The 18,418-nt window shown below is 38.1% G+C and carries 12 protein-coding genes; 9 read left to right on the forward strand and 3 right to left on the reverse strand.

Annotation, left to right across the window (positions count from 1 at the left end; genetic code table 11):
• Positions 1-140 precede the first annotated feature (140 nt).
• Complete coding sequence (locus tag J7E66_RS04775; RefSeq protein ID WP_214998274.1) at positions 141-1,700, forward strand: BCCT family transporter; 1,560 nt, start codon at positions 141-143, stop codon at positions 1,698-1,700.
• A gap of 593 nt (positions 1,701-2,293) precedes the next feature.
• On the opposite strand, the gene J7E66_RS04780 is transcribed toward J7E66_RS04775, so the two are convergent.
• The gene (locus J7E66_RS04780) at positions 2,294-2,761 is read right to left on the reverse strand and encodes a hypothetical protein (RefSeq protein ID WP_214998275.1); all 468 of its coding nucleotides are present in this window, start codon (positions 2,759-2,761) and stop codon (positions 2,294-2,296) included.
• 99 nt (positions 2,762-2,860) lie between these two features.
• Entirely contained in the window at positions 2,861-4,789 is a 1,929-nt protein-coding gene (locus J7E66_RS04785) for an outer membrane protein assembly factor BamB family protein (RefSeq protein WP_214998276.1), read from the reverse strand.
• 788 nt (positions 4,790-5,577) lie between these two features.
• On the opposite strand from J7E66_RS04785, the gene J7E66_RS04790 reads away from it, so the two are divergent.
• The gene (locus J7E66_RS04790) at positions 5,578-6,342 is read left to right on the forward strand and encodes a MurR/RpiR family transcriptional regulator (RefSeq protein WP_251032770.1); all 765 of its coding nucleotides are present in this window, start codon (positions 5,578-5,580) and stop codon (positions 6,340-6,342) included.
• A 158-nt stretch (positions 6,343-6,500) separates the two neighbouring features.
• Here the strand turns inward: J7E66_RS04790 and J7E66_RS04795 are convergent, their stop codons facing one another.
• A complete protein-coding gene (locus J7E66_RS04795; protein ID WP_214998277.1) occupies positions 6,501-7,382 on the reverse strand; it encodes a LysR family transcriptional regulator in 882 nt (293 codons plus the stop codon).
• A gap of 302 nt (positions 7,383-7,684) precedes the next feature.
• Here J7E66_RS04795 and J7E66_RS04800 point away from each other — a divergent pair, with 302 nt between their 5' ends.
• The 7 genes from J7E66_RS04800 (at position 7,685) to dapA (ending at position 18,399) form a co-directional block, all read left to right on the forward strand.
• Complete coding sequence (locus tag J7E66_RS04800) at positions 7,685-9,310, forward strand: PucR family transcriptional regulator (protein WP_214998278.1); 1,626 nt, start codon at positions 7,685-7,687, stop codon at positions 9,308-9,310.
• A 190-nt stretch (positions 9,311-9,500) separates the two neighbouring features.
• The gene (locus tag J7E66_RS04805; RefSeq protein WP_214998279.1) at positions 9,501-10,958 is read left to right on the forward strand and encodes a CoA-acylating methylmalonate-semialdehyde dehydrogenase; all 1,458 of its coding nucleotides are present in this window, start codon (positions 9,501-9,503) and stop codon (positions 10,956-10,958) included.
• Positions 10,959-10,987: 29 nt separating this feature from the next.
• Entirely contained in the window at positions 10,988-12,343 is a 1,356-nt protein-coding gene (locus tag J7E66_RS04810) for an aspartate aminotransferase family protein (protein WP_214998280.1), read from the forward strand.
• Between the two features lie 551 nt (positions 12,344-12,894).
• Positions 12,895-14,376, forward strand: a complete 1,482-nt coding sequence (locus tag J7E66_RS04815; RefSeq protein WP_214998281.1) for an alanine/glycine:cation symporter family protein — start codon at positions 12,895-12,897, stop codon at positions 14,374-14,376.
• Between the two features lie 287 nt (positions 14,377-14,663).
• Positions 14,664-16,184, forward strand: coding sequence for an aldehyde dehydrogenase family protein (locus tag J7E66_RS04820; protein WP_214998282.1), 1,521 nt, complete (start codon positions 14,664-14,666; stop codon positions 16,182-16,184).
• A gap of 37 nt (positions 16,185-16,221) precedes the next feature.
• Positions 16,222-17,415 (forward strand): NAD(P)/FAD-dependent oxidoreductase, encoded by a 1,194-nt coding sequence (locus tag J7E66_RS04825; protein ID WP_214998283.1) that lies wholly within the window; start codon positions 16,222-16,224, stop codon positions 17,413-17,415.
• Between the two features lie 57 nt (positions 17,416-17,472).
• Positions 17,473-18,399 (forward strand): 4-hydroxy-tetrahydrodipicolinate synthase, encoded by a 927-nt coding sequence (gene dapA, locus J7E66_RS04830; RefSeq protein WP_214998284.1) that lies wholly within the window; start codon positions 17,473-17,475, stop codon positions 18,397-18,399.
• Positions 18,400-18,418 lie beyond the last annotated feature (19 nt).

Consider the following 18,418-nt stretch of genomic DNA (forward strand, 5'->3'; position numbering starts at 1 on the left):
GATTCATTTTTCAGTGGTTTCGGACGGTTCAGGTGGCTTTTTGTTAATGATCATTGTCGTACATCAAGAAGCCGGAACGCTGTTCCGGCGACTAAAATAAGTAGAAGTTTCTAAATTTTATGAACAAAGGGGAAGTATGGATGAAAAATTTGAGACATAGCGTTTTCTGGCCGCCGTTCTTGTTGTTGATCGCTGCAGCTATCTTTAGCTTTACGAACAGAGAAGGTTTCATTAAAATGGCGACTAATGCCAATAACTGGCTGCTTTCGAATGTGGGTTGGCTGTTTAGCTTAGGCGGCTTGATTATGCTGTTAACGGTTGTAGGGGTCTATTTTTCACCAATGGGGAAAGTAAAAATCGGTGGGAAAAATGCAAAACCCATGCTTAAATTGTCAAATTGGCTGGCGATTACTCTTTGTACCACGATTGCATCAGGTGTAACCTTTTGGGGAATTGTTGAGCCAATCTACCATGTAACGGCACCACCTGAGTCTTTGGGGATCAAACCGAATAGCCCTGCGGCAGCCATTTTTTCGATGTCAACGATGTATCTTCACTGGACGGTTACGCCATATGCTATCTATTGTGTACCTGCCCTTATGTTCGCTTTTGCTTATTATAATATGCGTAAACCGTTCAGCTTAAGTTCAACGTTAGCACCGCTTTTTGGCGACAAAGTATTTGGCGGCTGGGGGAAAACGATTGATGCCTTATGTTTATATACATTGGCACTTGGAATGGCCGCAGCAATGGGAACCAGTATTTTGAACTTAGCGGGTGGAGTGAAACATCTAACAGGTATAGCTAGTACCCCAACACTTTGGGCCATTATCTCTGTAGTGGTCATGGTTACGTTTATTATTTCTGCTTCCAGCGGTTTAATGAAGGGAATTCGAATCTTATCGGATATCAATATGAAGGTTTATATTGTGATCGTGCTATTCCTGTTGGTTGCAGGACCGGCAGCTTATATTGTCAATCTTGGAACTGAGTCCTTTGGTTACTTCTTGAGCCATTTCTTTGAAAAAAGTTTATTTACTGGAGCAGCAGCAGAAGACCAGTGGCCGCAATGGTGGACGGTGTTTTATTGGGCGAACTGGTTTGCCTGGGCAGCGATTACAGCGTTGTTCCTTGGAAGAATTTCATATGGTTATTCAGTAAGAGCTTTTATTATGGTTAACTTCGTTTTTCCTTCAGTCTTCGGTGCTTTCTGGATGACGATCTTTGGTGGCACTGCAATCCATAAGCAGATGACGGAAGGAACCCTGGGGGATATTCTGACGAATCAAGGACCTGAATCGGTTTTATATGCGGTATTATCTGATGTTCCATTGTCTAGTCTAGTTATTCCTTTCTATTTATTTGTTGTCTTTATCTCGTTTGTAACGGCATCCGACTCCAATATCTCGGCAATGGGCGGTATCAGTTCTACTGGAATTACGCCTGAGAGCCCGGAATCACCAATGTTCATTAAATTTGTTTGGGGAGCTGCTATTGGTGTTATTTCTTGGATCATGATTAGCTTTGCCAAGATTGATGGGATCAAAATGCTTTCTAATCTAGGAGGCGTACCTGCACTAATACTGGGGCTGTTAACGGTCTTTGCCCTAATTAAGGTCGCTAGAAATCCAGAAAAATATGATGTTGCGAGTAGAGACCAGAACAATGATAGTCAGGAAGATTTGAAAAAGGTGATGTAACATATAGAACATTTGAAACGAGAGGGGGTCTCTTTAAGGGAGCCCCTTTTTTGTGTTACTATTCGCTTATTGAAGATTATTGTTTCATTTAAACTGTAACTAGTGTTAATTATTAAAAATCCTCTCTGAAGAGCTTTTATAATTGTTTTTGTCCTCGGGTTAGTCCTCGACTTGTTAATAAACTATTTCAGGCTATTAAAAATAAAACTCGCAAAATGTGATTTATAGTGTTTTTTTGTAATAAATTTTCTTCTATTATTCATGAAAATGAATGGGCGGCATGATGTAATCTCCCACCAGAAATCCCGAAATAACAACGTTTAGAGGCTTCTTCCCAAAGTTTGGGAGAAGCCTCTTTTACTTGAGTCTATTGGAAAGAGGGCCTTATAAGCCCTTTAGATATTCATCATAAATAAAGTCGATTTTTTCCTCCTTAATTAAGGCCTTCCGAGCACCTCAATGTTTGTCGCTTTCCGCATGAATCAAATTTTTGATCAGTTTGATCAATGTTGTCTTGTTCTTAATTAAAAATCAAATCCCGTACCATTTTAAAGGATGATACGGGATGCTTTTAGGGTTTCAATACACATATTTTAGTAATCAGCATTATTAAGGATAAATCGAATGGTCCATTGGCCCTTTTGATTCAATATCCCATCAGTTTTAAATGTCATATGAGGATTTTCAGGTCTGTATTGATGTAGTTGTGCTTCTATCGTTCCTTTATATAAGTTGTTACCTATCTTTTTAAACGTATCGGAATTTTCACGAACTAACGTGTGTTCAATCCAAATATGAGGACTTGCCATAAGGCTTTTGGCATACGGATCTACTTGAATATTCGAATTGGAATGTATTGTATAATTCAGCCTAATGGTATGACCATGGTTTACGATGGAATAGCCATTGAGTGTTAGCTTGATTCCGTTATCTTCAGCTGAGCCTAAGCCCTGATTTAGGGATTCGGCACTGGTCAAAGCAGGGGAGGCAAAGCCAATGAGCAAGCAAAGGAAGAAGGCGATAGCCCTGAATCGCACGGTATATTTCGTTAGGTCCCTCATTTTACCACCATCCTTATTTTTCGTTTATAGGTTGCTCCACTTTGAAACAATCTGAGTCCGAAAGAAGTGATCGGACTCGAACTGCTTCAAGAAAACACATCATTTCTTTTTGGACAGCCATTCTGCTAGTGCTTCAGCTTCTGCACCTTTAGCGAGGCCCGCCGGCATGCGGTCGCCGCCGTTTAAGATTTGGTTCAATATTTGTTCTTTGGTCATCGATTTACCGATGTGTTGAAGATTTGGAGCAGTTGCGCCCTGAAGATTATCTCCGTGACAAGAAATACAACTTTTTTTGTAAACCTTTTCCGGGTCGATAACAACGTCGGCTTGCCCTTGTAATTTAGCATTTTTATTAGGGGCAGCGATCTTTTCCTTACCACCGAGTCCATAAACCACTACCCTCGTTCCACCAGTAATCACCCCAATATATTGTTTGCCGTCAACCATATAGATGGAAGGGGCCATTTTAATTTGTTTTCCTCCACTTTTCATGCCCCATAATACTTTTCCTTTTTTAATATCGAGTGCATTCACCGTTCCGTCTAATTCCCCGTAGAAAGCAAGGCCGGAAGCAGTACTTGTTAATCCTCCATACATCGGGTCGTCAGTTTTGATTTGATAAACCTTTTTACCTGTATTCACGTCAATAGCTGTAATGTTACCAGTAGGATCAATATCTTCTGGTAAAGGAAGTATCTTCGTACCAGGGAAGGTATTGTTATCTTTTGCAATCTCTTTTCGATCTTTTGCTGCTAACATTAAATTCGGGTTATTAATACCTGGAATCAGCACATAGTTGGTATCGGGATCATACGTCTCTGGGGCATAGCTTTCTCCACCTGGCGTACCTGGCCATTGAAGTTTCACTTTACTCTGATCGCTAGGTGGTGTTGAATGTTGAATTTTGACAAATGGTACACCATCATAAATGGTTTTTCCGGTTTTGGCATCCCATGCATACCATTTCCCGTTCTTTCCGCCTTCCACCACAATCTTCTGTTTTTTCCCGCTGACCTTGGTATTGAGAACCATCGGTGTCGCGGCAGCGTCATAATCCCATACATCGTGATCAACCTCGGAGGAGGCCCACTTAAATTTCCCCGTTTTACTGTCCAAAGCAACGATGGAATCCGTATATGGATTTTTCCCTTTTCGATCTGCATCGTAAAAGTCAGGGGCTGGATTCCCTACTGCAAAATACATTATATCGGTATCTGGGTCGAACGACATTGGTGTCCATACGGAGCCTCCGCCCGTGTATTTCCCCTTCGCCCAGCCTGTTCCTCTTTCAGGAACTGTCCAAAATGGTTCTTTCCAGAGCGGTTCGAGACTATCAGCCTTAAATGCCCAAACGAAGCCTCGAGTGCCATTATCACCGCCGCTGCTTCCAACGTAAATGTTGCCGTCATAATACATGGGAGCCGAAGATTCATAGTATCGGTTTTCTAATTTAATGGAGGGAACATGATCCCAGAAGTTGACCATTTTTTCCAGTTTTCCGGTTTTCGCATCAAGTTTGGCCAGCCGATTGTCAATCATCAAGACATATACCTTTCCATTGGCCACCGCGACACCTCTGCTTGCCACGTTGGACTGCCATGGCAAACTTTCAAGATGGTCAAGTACTTCCTTAGGAGGTGTCCATGCCCAAATTTTCTTTCCGCTTGCGGCATCGATTGCAAACACATGGTTTTTTGCACTCGTCACATACATGATTCCGTTTTGAACGACAGGGAAATCCTCTTGTAAATTAGGAATATCCTGATTCCATTCCAGGATATCCTGCTGCCAGACAATCCCTAATTTTTTTACATTATCTTTTGTAATCTCTTTATAGGGCACATGTCGGGTATGTTGGAGGTCATAACCCCAATTTGGGAATCCTGTCTCCTTTACCTGATTTGCTTGGTTGGATTTCTTGGTTTCTTCCTTGTTATTTGCATTGTTCTGCTTATTATTCGTTTGACAGCCAACAAGGACCATACAGGCCAAAAAAAACGAACCTGTTGCCTTTAAGTAACGCCTCACAATAATTCCTCCTCACATTATGAAATCTTAATATGTATTGAATCACTGATCATGAAATGTACCAGTTTGTTCCCTCCTTTAGAGGATCTAATTTTGATAAGAACAATGATATGGTGCCCTACAAAATCCCTAAATTATACAAATGGTGAAAATATACTTCTTTATTTTGTTGGAATGGAGATTTTCTGCTCCAGTCCATACGCCGCAATACGGGCTTTGCGCCTTTTGTTTTGTCGAGCGGATTTCGACATTCTTTTCTCCATTTCCCGGGGAAAAATCCTTTTTTTAAAAGGGTTTTTCCCGCAACTAATCAAACGTTAGGTTAGTAAGGAATGATCAGGCAACGTGTCGAAGCATGTGAGTTTCCCTAAGGAAATCCAAATATCGACTTGTTTTTTATTTTTTATATAGGAAAAATAGAACTGCGTCGACAAAGATTTTTTTATGAAAAGGCTGAAACTCTTTACTTATATGGAGTCGTGGTTAACTAATCAAACGTTTGGTTAGTTTTTTGGAGTAGTGTAAATTCAACAATCTCTTTAACAGATTTGGGAGTAAAAGGTTGAGAGGGAGGGCTATTCAGCCTATTTAATTAAACGTTTGATTAGTTTGCAGTTGGTCGAAGGGTGTAAATTTTAAGGGAAATAAGGTGAATGGAAGGCTTAGCTGCCCAAGTTATCGACAAGTATTTTATACAATTACAGAGAAAAACGTTGATTTACCAGAGCTGATACCAGTTTTAATCAAACGTTTGGTTAGTTCCATATTTTGAGGGAACTGGTGCCATATTGGAAGAAGTTTATGTAACGATTAAAGAGCTTGCTAGTAATGCCAAAGTTGGAATTTCAACTGTTATGCGTACGATAAATGCCTTAGGGTATGAAAACTTTAATGACTTACGAAAAGATATCTACGATGAATCGTTTCCTTCCGAATCAAGATGGACATTAAAGAAGTCTATTACAGAAATTCAAAAAGAAGAAGGGAGAGTTTCGACTTTAGTACAAGTTTGGAATGAATCAGTTAATTTATTAAACAAATCTTTAGACTCTAATTTAATGGAAAATTTCGAAATTGCTATTGATTTCATAGAAAAATCAAGTCATATCAATGTTTTGGGTACTCGACCGTACAAAGCAACTGCATTATATTTTGAACAGTTACTTGGAGAATTCTACTCTAAGATAAGGCAACTAGGCCATGATACGGAAGTGATTTTCGATAGGATTTTACAATTAGAAAAGGATGAAATTTTAGTGGTTTTTGCATTCGAACCATACACTAATCGAGTTATCGAAGCCGTTAAGCTGGCTTATGAACTAGGCAATAGCATTATATTGATAACAGACTATATCTCATGTCCAATTATTTCTTATGCGTCCGTAACGTTGAAAGTAGAAGTTAGTAAAGAACAATTTTCAGTAGTACCTATTATTACGTTGATAGAGGCATTGGTAATTGAAATTGGTAAACGATCATCAGAAGAATCGATTAAAAAATTGAAAAGACTTGAAAAAACACTTATAGAAAAGAATGTATTGTTTTCTTATTAAAACCTAAGTCCCACACACTGGGTTACGGGTTTTCTGAAACATTTTGGTCTGATAAGGAATTCTCAATTGCAATAACCACTTCCTATAAAAATTAGGGAGTGGTTTTTTGGTTGTTAAAATTCGCTTCCAGAACTTTTCAGATGACAGACGCTTTGATGTTAATAATCCAGTAAATTGTGCTCACTTAACCATGAGTGGACACAATCAATAAATTTTTTTGTGGCAGGAGACATATTAGGTTTTGTAGCCATACCTATAAAACGAAAAGACTCATTTTCTAAATTAAGAATACGAACGTTATTAGGGATATGAGATAAAGTCATTTCAGGTCGTATGCTGATACCTAAATTATTTTGTACCATAGCAATGATAGTTTGGTCATCTGATACCTCGAATTTCACATTTGGTTTTATATTGTTTTCTCTAAAAATTTGTTTTATCTCATTGTCCCAACCTTCTTTGGGCATAATCAAAGGTTCTTCTTGTATTTGTTTAAAGGAAATTTTATCTTGGGTATGAAGAGGGTGCTGATCTGATAGAATACAAAGCATCTTATCTTTTTTTAGTGGTAGAAATTCAAGTGATTTCGGTGTAGGTAAAGTGAGAAAACCACAGTCAATTACTCCGTTTGAAATCCACTGTTCTAAGGTAGAATAATCACCTTCAAACAATTTCACGATAATTCCTGAATGATCATCTTCAAACTGTTTTATAATATGGGGAAGCCATTGTGTAGCGACACTTGTAAATGTACCTATTCTCACTACACCCATTTCTAAACCGTTTATCGCTGCCGCCTCTTGCTTCATTCGATCATGTAAAATCAAGATTTCACGAATATATGCAAGCATACGTTCTCCATTACTTGTTAAAGAAATGCCTGATCGCCCTCGGGTGAGTAAAGAAAAGCCAAATTCAGTTTCAAGACTAGTAATGGCATGGCTGATACCTGATTGTGTTAAGTTTAACATTTCTCCCGCTTTTGTCAGACTCCCCGATTCAACTATAGCGTAAAAGACCTCAAATCGACTAATTGTCATCTTCTTCTCCTTTATATATTAGTTTATCTCATACATAACATTATAAACGTTCATTTTACTCATGCAAAGTCATTAAGTATACTGAAAATAACTCAGCTATCCCACAATGCAAATGGGATAATTTGAAAGCGTTTCAAATTCAGAGAGTTATCCACTATGTAACTTATTAGAATATAAATTGAAAGTCTGAGTTAGAAAATAAATTAATCTAAAAATTTAACAAAGAGTAATAAATTAGTCCATCCATTGTAATTAACAACATGCTAAAGTTTGTCCAAAACCTAAATGAGAGGAAGTTGGCAATGAACTTTGAAGTTAAATTATCAGTGCACGAAATTTTACAGAATAAACATTTTGCTCATGCAAAAGTAATAGCGGGGAAAGCTGGGCTTTTTCGGCTCGTTCGATGGGTTCATGTTCTGGAATTAACCTCTATCTCAAATCTTTTAAATGGAAATGAACTTATTCTTTCTACAGGCGTCGGATGGAAAGGGGATGAAGATGCTTTTAATTCATTAGTTCAACAGTCCATTGATTCCAATGCAGCTGGACTTTGCATTGAATTAGGACCGTATATATCTAAGATACCACAAGAAGTAATAGAATTAGCTGATACCCATGATTTTCCATTAATTGTTTTCTCTACAGAAGTACGGTTTATTGATATTACACAAGAGATACATAGCCTCTTGATTAAAAAGCATTATCAAATCCTTTCTGATCTAGAAGAATATTCTAATAGGTTAAATCAAGTGCTTCTTTCCTCTAATCCTCAACAAAACATCTTGCAACTTTTACATGATCATTTAAAAATGACAGTATTTTATATTTCTAACCAAGGAAAAGTTCAAGTTATCTCTAAAAAAACACCAGATGAACAAGATAAAATGTTTCAACTTTTAAAAGATAATAAGATACCTTTACATATGAACGTTGCTCACCAATCTGTACAAGCCTTGAATCAGACTTTTGCAGATCTATTCATCATTTCGGAATCGGAGGCCATTACGGAATTTGAATCTCTAGTTTTAGACCGTAGTGCCATAGCTTTAGCTCAAAGCCTTTTACGCGAATTATACATCGAAGAACAAAGGAAAGCTAAAGAAGTGGAATGGGTTAGTTGTTGGCTTGATGGAGAGTATAGTCATGAACAAATTCATAGATACCTCTCCGAGCTGGAACCTAATCTCGAACCAAATGGATGTACTGTTTTGCTCTGTAAAGCCGATAATCTAGAAAAAATAATTTCAGAATTCACTTACTTAAAAGTATACTTTCGCTCTATTTTTGAACAACGAGGTATCTTCCTGTTATCTCATATACAAAAAGGTCAGATAATTTTTATACTTCTCAATAGTTCGAAAACTAATGATTTCAAACGTAGGGTGCAAGAAGGAATAGATTGTTTGAAAAAATCCGAGTTTATAAAAAAACAGAAATTTTCCCAACTTGAATTTAGTGCAGGAAAATTTGTCAATAATTTAAGTCTTGTAAAAAATAGCTATCATACAGCAAAAGAAACATTAAATATCCGAGAAAAAATGCCGAATGAATTAATTAGTTATTTTTATGAGGATTTATATATTTTTCGTCTTGTGTTAGCAGCTAACGAACAAGGGGTTCTTTATGAATTCATCTCAGATTATATAGGATCTGTATTATTGCATGATCAACAGAACAATGGAGAGTTATTAAAAACATTAAAAATATATTTGCAATGTAAGGGTGCCAAAAAAGAAACAGCTGAACAACTTCATATTGTTCGACAAACACTATATCATCGACTTGACAAATTGTATGAATTAATTGGAAGGGACTTCATGGATCCATATAAGCGTCAAGCAATTGAAGTGGCGATCTCAGCATATGAATATACCTCTGCGGCTAAGTCACCATATGAATATGCTTCTATACCTAAATCATCATAATCTACTGGAAACCCTCAATCTGGGTTTCTTTTTTCATATATGACAACTTGTAAATAGTTTCGTACCGCATCAATCATAATGTAGAAAAAAATTTCAGAATATTTTACACAGTGTCTAATGATAGGGGTTTTTATAATAAATATAATGAACTCAAAGGATTGTTATTCTTTCAAAAATAGGAGGTTTTACAATGGAGTTAACACAAACTGTGCAAACATTAAAGAACTATATCGGTGGGCAATGGGTAGAATCTACAAGTAAACAATTTGAAGAGGTACCGAACCCGGCAACAGGAGAAGTAATAGCCCGTGTACCGATTTCCACTCGGGAAGATTTAGATAATGCTGTTGCGATTGCTAAAGAAGCATTCAAAACATGGAGAAAGGTTGCAGTGCCCAGGCGTGCTCGTATTTTATTCCGCTATCAACAACTATTAGTTGAAAACTGGAAGGAATTGGCGACGATCGTTACCTTAGAAAACGGAAAAAGTTATGAAGAAGCTTACGGTGAAGTCTTGCGTGGGATTGAATGTGTTGAATTTGCTGCCGGTGTACCCACTTTAATGATGGGACAGCAACTTCCGGATATTGCCACTGGTGTTGAGTCGGGTATGTATCGTTATCCTATCGGAGTAATCGGGGGAATCACGCCGTTTAACTTTCCTATGATGGTTCCATGCTGGATGTTCCCACTCGCGATCGCATGTGGAAATACTTTTGTATTAAAACCATCAGAAAGAACACCGTTGTTGGCTAATCGTTTAGCTGAACTGTTTAAAGAAGCGGGTCTTCCTGATGGAGTATTAAATATTGTACATGGTGCACATGACGTTGTTAATGGCATTCTTGATAATGACGATGTGAAGGCTGTATCCTTCGTTGGTTCTCAACCTGTGGCTGAGTATATATACAAAACAGCAGCAGCTAATGGCAAACGTGTACAAGCTCTTGCAGGAGCAAAAAATCACTCGATTGTCATGCCGGATGCAGATTTAGACAATGCGGTAAACAATATTATTGGTGCTGCATTTGGATCTGCAGGTGAACGCTGTATGGCAGCTTCCGTTGTCGTTGCAGTTGGAGACGTTGCAGATGAATTAATAAGTCGACTTAAAACAGCAGCCGATAAAATTAAAATAGGAAACGGTATGGATGAAGGTGTATTCCTTGGACCAGTCATTCGTGAGTCACAAAAAAAACGCACCATTAATTATATTGAAATTGGTGAAAATGAGGGCGCTTCTCTCATTCGAGATGGAAGAAATGATGCAGAGAATGAGCAAGGATACTTTATCGGACCTACAATCTTTGACCACGTGCATCCTGAAATGAAAATATGGCAAGATGAAATTTTTGCCCCTGTGTTATCGATTGTTCGAGTAGAAAGCTTAGAGGAAGCAATTGAACTTACAAATAAATCTGAGTTTGCAAATGGTGCATGTCTCTATACTGACAGTGCTAAATCCATTCGTGAATTCCGTGATGAAATTGATGCGGGTATGCTTGGTGTTAATCTTGGAGTTCCTGCTCCTATGGCATTTTTCCCATTCTCTGGCTATAAGAAATCCTTCTATGGTGATCTTCATGCAAATGGAAAAGATGGCGTAGAATTCTATACTCGCAAGAAAATGCTTACGGCTCGTTATTAAAAAAGTGATGTATAACCATAAAGGATAGAATGGGGTTGATGATTGTGCAAGCCACAGAACAAACACAAAGTTTGCAAAAAACAGATGAAAAGTACCTTTGGCACGCGATGAGAGGAGCGGTGCCTAATCCATCGAATTTAATTATCACAAAGGCAGAAGGGGCATGGGTGACGGATATCGAAGGTAATCGTTATTTAGACGGTATGTCAGGCCTCTGGTGTGTAAATGTTGGGTATGGTCGAAAAGAGCTGGCTCAAGCAGCCTATGAACAATTATTGGAGATGCCTTATTTCCCTTTATCTCAAAGTCATATCCCTGCGATTCAATTAGCAGAAAAGTTAAACGAATGGCTTGGTGATGATTACGTCATTTTCTTCTCGAATAGCGGGTCCGAAGCAAACGAAACAGCATTTAAAATTGCCCGTCAGTATCATCAGCAAAAAGGGGATAATGGTCGTATTAAGTTTATTTCACGCTATCGTGCTTACCACGGTAATTCAATGGGAGCGCTAGCTGCAACCGGTCAAGCGCAACGAAAGTATAAGTATGAACCATTAGGTCAAGGATTTCTACATGTAGCACCACCAGATACGTACCGTAATCCAGATGATGTTCATACACTGAAAAGTGCCGAAGAAATTGATCGTGTCATGACATGGGAATTAAGCCAAACAGTGGCGGGTGTCATTATGGAGCCTATTATTACGGGTGGAGGGGTTTTAATGCCGCCTGATGGATATATGGCAAAAGTAAAAGAAATCTGCGAGAAGCATGGGGCACTCTTGATTTCTGATGAGGTCATTTGTGGATTTGGCCGAACAGGTAAACCGTTTGGGTTTATGAACTATGGAGTAAAGCCGGATATTATTACGATGGCTAAAGGTCTAACAAGTGGATATCTTCCTCTTTCAGCGACAGCCGTTAAAAGGGAGATTTATGAAGCTTATGTAGGCAGTGATGATTATGATCGCTTCCGCCATGTGAATACGTTTGGAGGAAATCCTGCTGCTTGCGCCCTGGCTTTGAAGAACCTAGAAATTATGGAGAATGAGAAGCTCATTGAACGCTCCAGAGAATTAGGTGAACGACTGTTAGGTGAACTAGAGGATATAAAGGAGCATCCAAACGTAGGGGATGTTCGCGGAAAAGGTCTTCTTTTAGGTATTGAACTAGTGGAAGATAAGCAAACAAAAGAGCCAGCTAGGATTGAAAAGATGAACAAAGTCATCAGTCTTTGTAAACAAAAAGGTCTAATTATTGGTAAAAATGGGGACACCGTTGTGGGATATAATAATATTTTGCAACTTTCTCCTCCATTAAGCATTACAGAAGATGACTTTACTTTTATTGTTAAAACGTTAAAAGAAAGCATTTTTCAATTGTAGTTAATTAGCCGTGAAACATATGCATCAAAACGATGGGGGCTGCCCCATCGTTTGTCATTTCTTAACATAATATTAATGTAAAATTAATAGATATCAATATTTAACACTGTGTCTAGTGTTCACTTTTTGAATATACATTATATTTAGATAAAAGAAGTAACCACTTATCTACTGCATTTCGATTCGAAAGAAGAAACACCGATACATATCGTGATCGGATAGAATATAGGTGTTTTTTAGAGTCAGTCTTTTCATGCAGAATGAGTAGTTACAAATAGTGATATGTTTCTAACCTAACAACTAGATTGGAGAGCGCTTACAAAAGGGACAGGTGAAATTGAAATTTCATGATAGTATTGGAGGGGTGGTAAAGTTCTAGTTTTTAGATTTATTACAAATGATATTTTTTAAAGTAAAAATTAAATCACATATCTTTATTAAGACACAATGTTATAATCCTTTTTTAATATCGAATAATTTCTGAATATTACGTCTCTTGGTTTTGAATATGAATACCCGTTAAAAGTTTATCATTGAACAGGGGGATTTCGATGAGTGAGATTATTAATTGGTTAAATGGTTATGTTTGGAGTTCAGTATTAGTTTATTTGATCCTAGGATTAGGGCTGATTTATACAATTCTTACACGTTTTGTACAAGTAAGGTTCTTTAAAGAGATGATTAGGCTAGTTTTTGAGGGCGGAGATTCAAAGGCTGGAGTAAAATCTTTCCAATCATTAGCTATGTCATTGGGAAGTAGAATTGGTGTCGGTAATGTAGCAGGGGTAGCTACAGCGATTTCATTAGGAGGACCAGGTGCAGTTTTCTGGATGTGGATTGCAGCGTTTTTCGGGAGTGCTATTTCGTTCATCGAAATAACTCTTACTCAAGTATATAAAAGAAAAATTGATGGTGAGTACAGAGGGGGGACTCCTTATTATATTGAAAAGGGATTAAACCTAAGGTGGTTTGCCATTGTATCGGCACTCATAACATTGGTTGTCATGAGTATTCTATGGCCAGGAGTACAAGCCAATACAGTTGCATTAGCGATGCAAGACGCTTTTGGAATATCACCAGCCATAACTGGAATCATCGTGGTGATTCTACTAGGAGCTATTATTTTTGGCGGTGTTAAGAGAATTGCAAAATTTGCTGAGATCATCGTTCCATTTATGGCTCTTGGTTACGTCATCGTTTGCTTGATCACTCTTACTTTAAATTATGAAAACATACCAAGTGTTATGTCCTTAATTTTTACTAGTGCCTTTAATTTAAATGCGACTTTTGGAGGATTAATAGGTTCGGCGATTGCTTGGGGAGTTCAAAGAGGAATTTATGCAACTGGAGCTGGTTTAGGTAGTGAAACGTTTGAATCTGGTGCCGCAGAGGTATCGCATCCAGCAAAACAAGGTTTAGTTCAATCACTTTCTGTTTACATTGATACCTTTTTGATCTGTACTTCAACGGCATTTATGATTCTAATTACAGGAATGTATGATGTGAAACCACAAGGGATGGAGCCTATTACGAATAAGCTTGGTGACGTAGCACCATCTCTTTATACACAGCTCGCGGTTGATTCTGTTTTTCCTAAATTTGGTGCGCCTTTTCTTGCTCTTGCGCTGTTATTCTTCTGTTTTACAACACTAGTGTCTTATTATTATAAGGCAGAGACAAACCTTGCCTTTCTTAGACATAATTTAAGAATAAAATCAACGTGGACCAATCATGTATTGAAAGTTTTCTTACTGGTCACTGTCATATATGGTAGTGTTAAAACAGCTGATACAATGTGGGCGATCGGGGATTTAGGTACGGGGGCCATGGCTTGGGTAAACCTTACAGTTATTTTTCTCCTTACAAAGCCGGCATTAAAAGTATTAAAGGACTATGAGACTCAGAAAAAGGCAGGGAAAAATCCTGTATTTGATCCTGTAAAGTTAGGGATTAAAGGAGCAGACTTTTGGGAAAATGAATATCAGGAAATCAAACAAGATATACCAAAAGAAAGTAAGACTATATCAATGTAGAAGTAGTTCAAAGAAAATGACATATTAAAATGAAGTTGATTTTGAACAGACGTTTCTTTGAAGCGAATCTGTTCTTTTTTTTGTGCATTATACTTCAAGATTCCAAATGAGAGGACAGTGTGACTATAAAAGACCGATTTAGTTCAAGTAGTGTCTAATCAATTAATAGATATATTTTACACACTGTCCAATGAAGAACATCAAGACCTGATGTATCTTTAAATCAGTTGGTATTTACAAAATTCTTAATTTTACAATTTGTATAAATGGATGAAGAGGTGATCGTAATGATTTTAGAAAAAGCAGATATTGAATCCGTTTTAATTAGCAAAAATACTACTCAAAAAATGTACATAAATGGCGAGTGGGTATTAAGTGAAACAAATCAAACAAGAGAAATTATTAATCCTGCAAATGGAGAGGTAATTGGAACCGTAACTGAGGGATCAACAGAGGATGCTAAAAAGGCAATTGAAGCTGCACGAAAGGCATTTTATGTTAATGGGTGGATGAATAGCAGAGCCAGACACCGTGCGGAACTTCTCCTTCAAATATCCAATAAATTGGAAGAAAGAAAAGAAGAATTAGCTTATTTGGATACATTGAATAATGGAAAAACATTAAGAGAGTCATTGGGTGACGTTGAAGATGCTGTAAACCAATTACGTTATTATGCAGGGTTAGCAACAAAGCCGCATGGTCAGACCTATGATGTTCCGGATGACATCCAAGCAATGGTTGTCCGTGAACCGATCGGTGTTGTGGGGCTAATCGTTCCATGGAACTACCCGTTAGTTATGGCAAACCAAAAAATTGCTGCCGCCCTTGCTGCAGGTTGTACAGTGATTGTGAAACCAGCACAACAGACACCACTTTCTGTCATTCGCTTATTTGAGATTATTGATGAAGTAGGATTTCCGCCTGGTGTCGTTAACCTAGTATTGGGTCCTGGAAGTAAAGTTGGGGCAGAATTAGTGTCCAATCCTGATGTCGATAAAATTTCCTTTACCGGTGGTACTGATACAGGCATTAGGTTAATGAAATCGGCAGCAGATACAGTGAAAAAGATTAGTTTAGAATTAGGTGGAAAATCCCCTAATATTGTCTTTGCTGATGCAGATTTTGAAACAGCAGTTGATTATGCATTGTATGCTATTTTTGCCAATCAAGGCCAAGTATGTTCAGCAGGCTCACGTTTATTGCTAGAAGAAAGTCTGTATGAAAAGTTTGTGCCTGAATTAGTCAAACGTGCCAAGATGATTAAAGTAGGTCCAGGTTGGGTAGAAGGTGTTGAAATGGGACCACTGGTTTCGGAAGACCATATGAACACCGTGCTTGACTATATCGAGATTGGAAAAAATGAAGGAGCTACCTTGCTTTGTGGAGGCAATCGAATGGTCGAGGGTGATTTTGGAAAGGGTTATTTTGTTGAGCCAACTATCTTTGGAGATACAACACCTGACATGAGAATTGTTCAGGAAGAGATCTTTGGTCCGGTTTTAGTCATTCAAACCTTCAAAACAGAAGAGGAAGCCATTGAATTAGCAAATGGTACAGTTTTTGGTTTGGCTGGTGCTGTGTTCTCGAATGATGGCGCTAAAGCACATCGTGTGATACGCCAATTACGTGCAGGGATTACATGGATTAATACGTATCATCCAACCTTTAATGAAGCGCCTTGGGGCGGGTACAAGCAAAGTGGAATTGGCAGAGACTTGGGAACATATGGTTTTGAAGAGTATCTAGAAACGAAGCAAATCAACGTAAACCTTAAAGTAGAACCATCAGGTTTTTTTGAGGGGAAATAGCAGTTTAGAAACCATATTTTCTTAGAGGGGATTACAAATGAGAAGTTTTGATGTAATTGTCATTGGAGCTGGTGTGATCGGATCTAGCGTAGCATATCATTTGGTAAAAAAGGGCCTTGAGGTTGCATTAATTGAAAAAGGCGGTGTTGCATCAGGTACTTCCAGTAGATGTGACGCAGTTGCCTTAATTTGTGATAAAAAGCCTGGGATTGATACGGAAATAGGCTATGCAAGTATCCAGATGTTCAAACAATTATCGAAAGAATTTTCAGTTGATTTTGAATTTTCTTCAAGAGGAAGTCTTTATGTTTGTGAAACTGAAAAAGAGCTTGAAATTGCCAGGGATTATGTTTCGGAGCAAGCTAAAGATGGTTATGATATGCGCATGGTTGACAGAAATGAATTGCAGGAAATTGAACCATATTTAGCCGATGATTTAGCAGGAGGGATATGGACAGAAGTAGATTCCTCCATGAACCCCTATAAATTATGTTATGCGTTTGTTGAAGAAGGCAAAAAGCTAGGATTGAAAGTTTATGACTATCATGCCGTGCAGAATATTACACTGGATGACAAAGGAAGAGTTGAAAGCGTCGTAACGGACCGAGGGACCTTTAAAACAAAAAGAATCGTTATATGTGCCGGTGTATGGTCTCCTAAATTAGCAGAAATGGTAGGAGTTCACATACCGATTAAGCCAAGAAAAGGCATGGTATTAATCTCTGAGAAAACGCCGTTGAAGGTGGCAAGTCAAAAAGTTCATGAATTCGGATACATGTTATCTAAATTCGAAGATATTAAGTTTAAAAGAAATGTAAGTGAATTAGTTGAAAAACATAATGTTGCTTTTACGATTGAACCTACTGATGCAAATAACTATTTAGTTGGAGGACATCGGGCCTTCAGAGGGTTTGATATTCGTTCAGAAGTCGAAGTGATGCGTGCCATTGCAGAGAGAGCGATCCGCTTTTTACCTATCTTAAAAGAACTTAACTGCATAAGAGCTTATGCAGGAGTAAGGCCTTGGGTCGAAGACCACCTTCCAATTGTGTCAGAAGTGGAAGAAGTGCCTGGGTACTATATAGCCAGCGGGCATGAAGGAGATGGCATTAGTATGTCTCCAATCACCGGAAGGATGGTGGCTCAGCTCATTACCGGCGAGCCAACGGACTTTAACATTGATAAATTGAATTTTTCTAGATACAAGAAAAAACAAGCTGTCAATATCTAAAACGGAAGAATGTAAATAAAAATTAAAATAATAGGTTAATAATAGGAGGAATTCATTATGAGTATTGCGCCAAAAGGAATTTTTGTACCATTAATCACCCCATTCAATGATGATGAAACCATTGATTTTCAATCTTATAAGAAAGTAATCGACTTTCAAGTAGAATGTGGAGTCCATGGTCTTCTGGTTGGAGGCACAACAGGAGAATACCATGTTATGTCATTAGAGGAACGTAAAAGTTTAATCAAGGCTGGCTGTGAATATGCTGCTGGAAGAGTACCTGTTATGGCAGGTGTTGGATGCTCTACTGCTAAGGAAACAATCGAACTTGCCAATTATGCTGCAGAATGTGGCGCAAAATGGGGACTGGCTCTACCTCCTTATTATCATAAGACAAGTGAAGATGGAATTCGTGATTTTTTCAAGGAATTAGCTGCAAAATCAAATGTCGGAATCGTCATTTACAATTATCCGGGAGCAACCAGCGTATGTCTTTCGCCTGAAATGATTTATGAGTTGAGCCAGGAAGAAAACATTGTAAGCGTTAAAGAATCTGCAGATTTTGGTCACCTATGTCAGGTTTTGGCTTTGACGAAGGATGTCGAGAACTTTACGGTATTTACCGGTGAAGAACACTTTATTCTTCCTACCTTTTCTATTGGAGGACAGGGTGCATTTGGAATCCTCGTTAATTTGCTTCCTAAGGAAATGGTAACGCTATACGAACTGGCAGTTGAGAAGAGCGATATAAATGCTGCACGTCATTTGAATTCAAAATTATCAGTTATTTATGGCTTAATGGAGGCGGAAGGGAATCCGTATCCGGGCCCGGTAAAAGCAGGCATGGACATGATCGGAATGAAAGGCGGAAAAGTGAGAAAGCCTTTAACACAACCTACTGATGAGATAAAAACAAAGATTAAAGAGGAACTGATAAAGTTAGGATATAAAGTTGAATCACTGGATAAATCTATTTTGGTGTAACAGGGTCAATAATGAATAG

The organism is Bacillus sp. ISL-7, assembly GCF_018613065.1.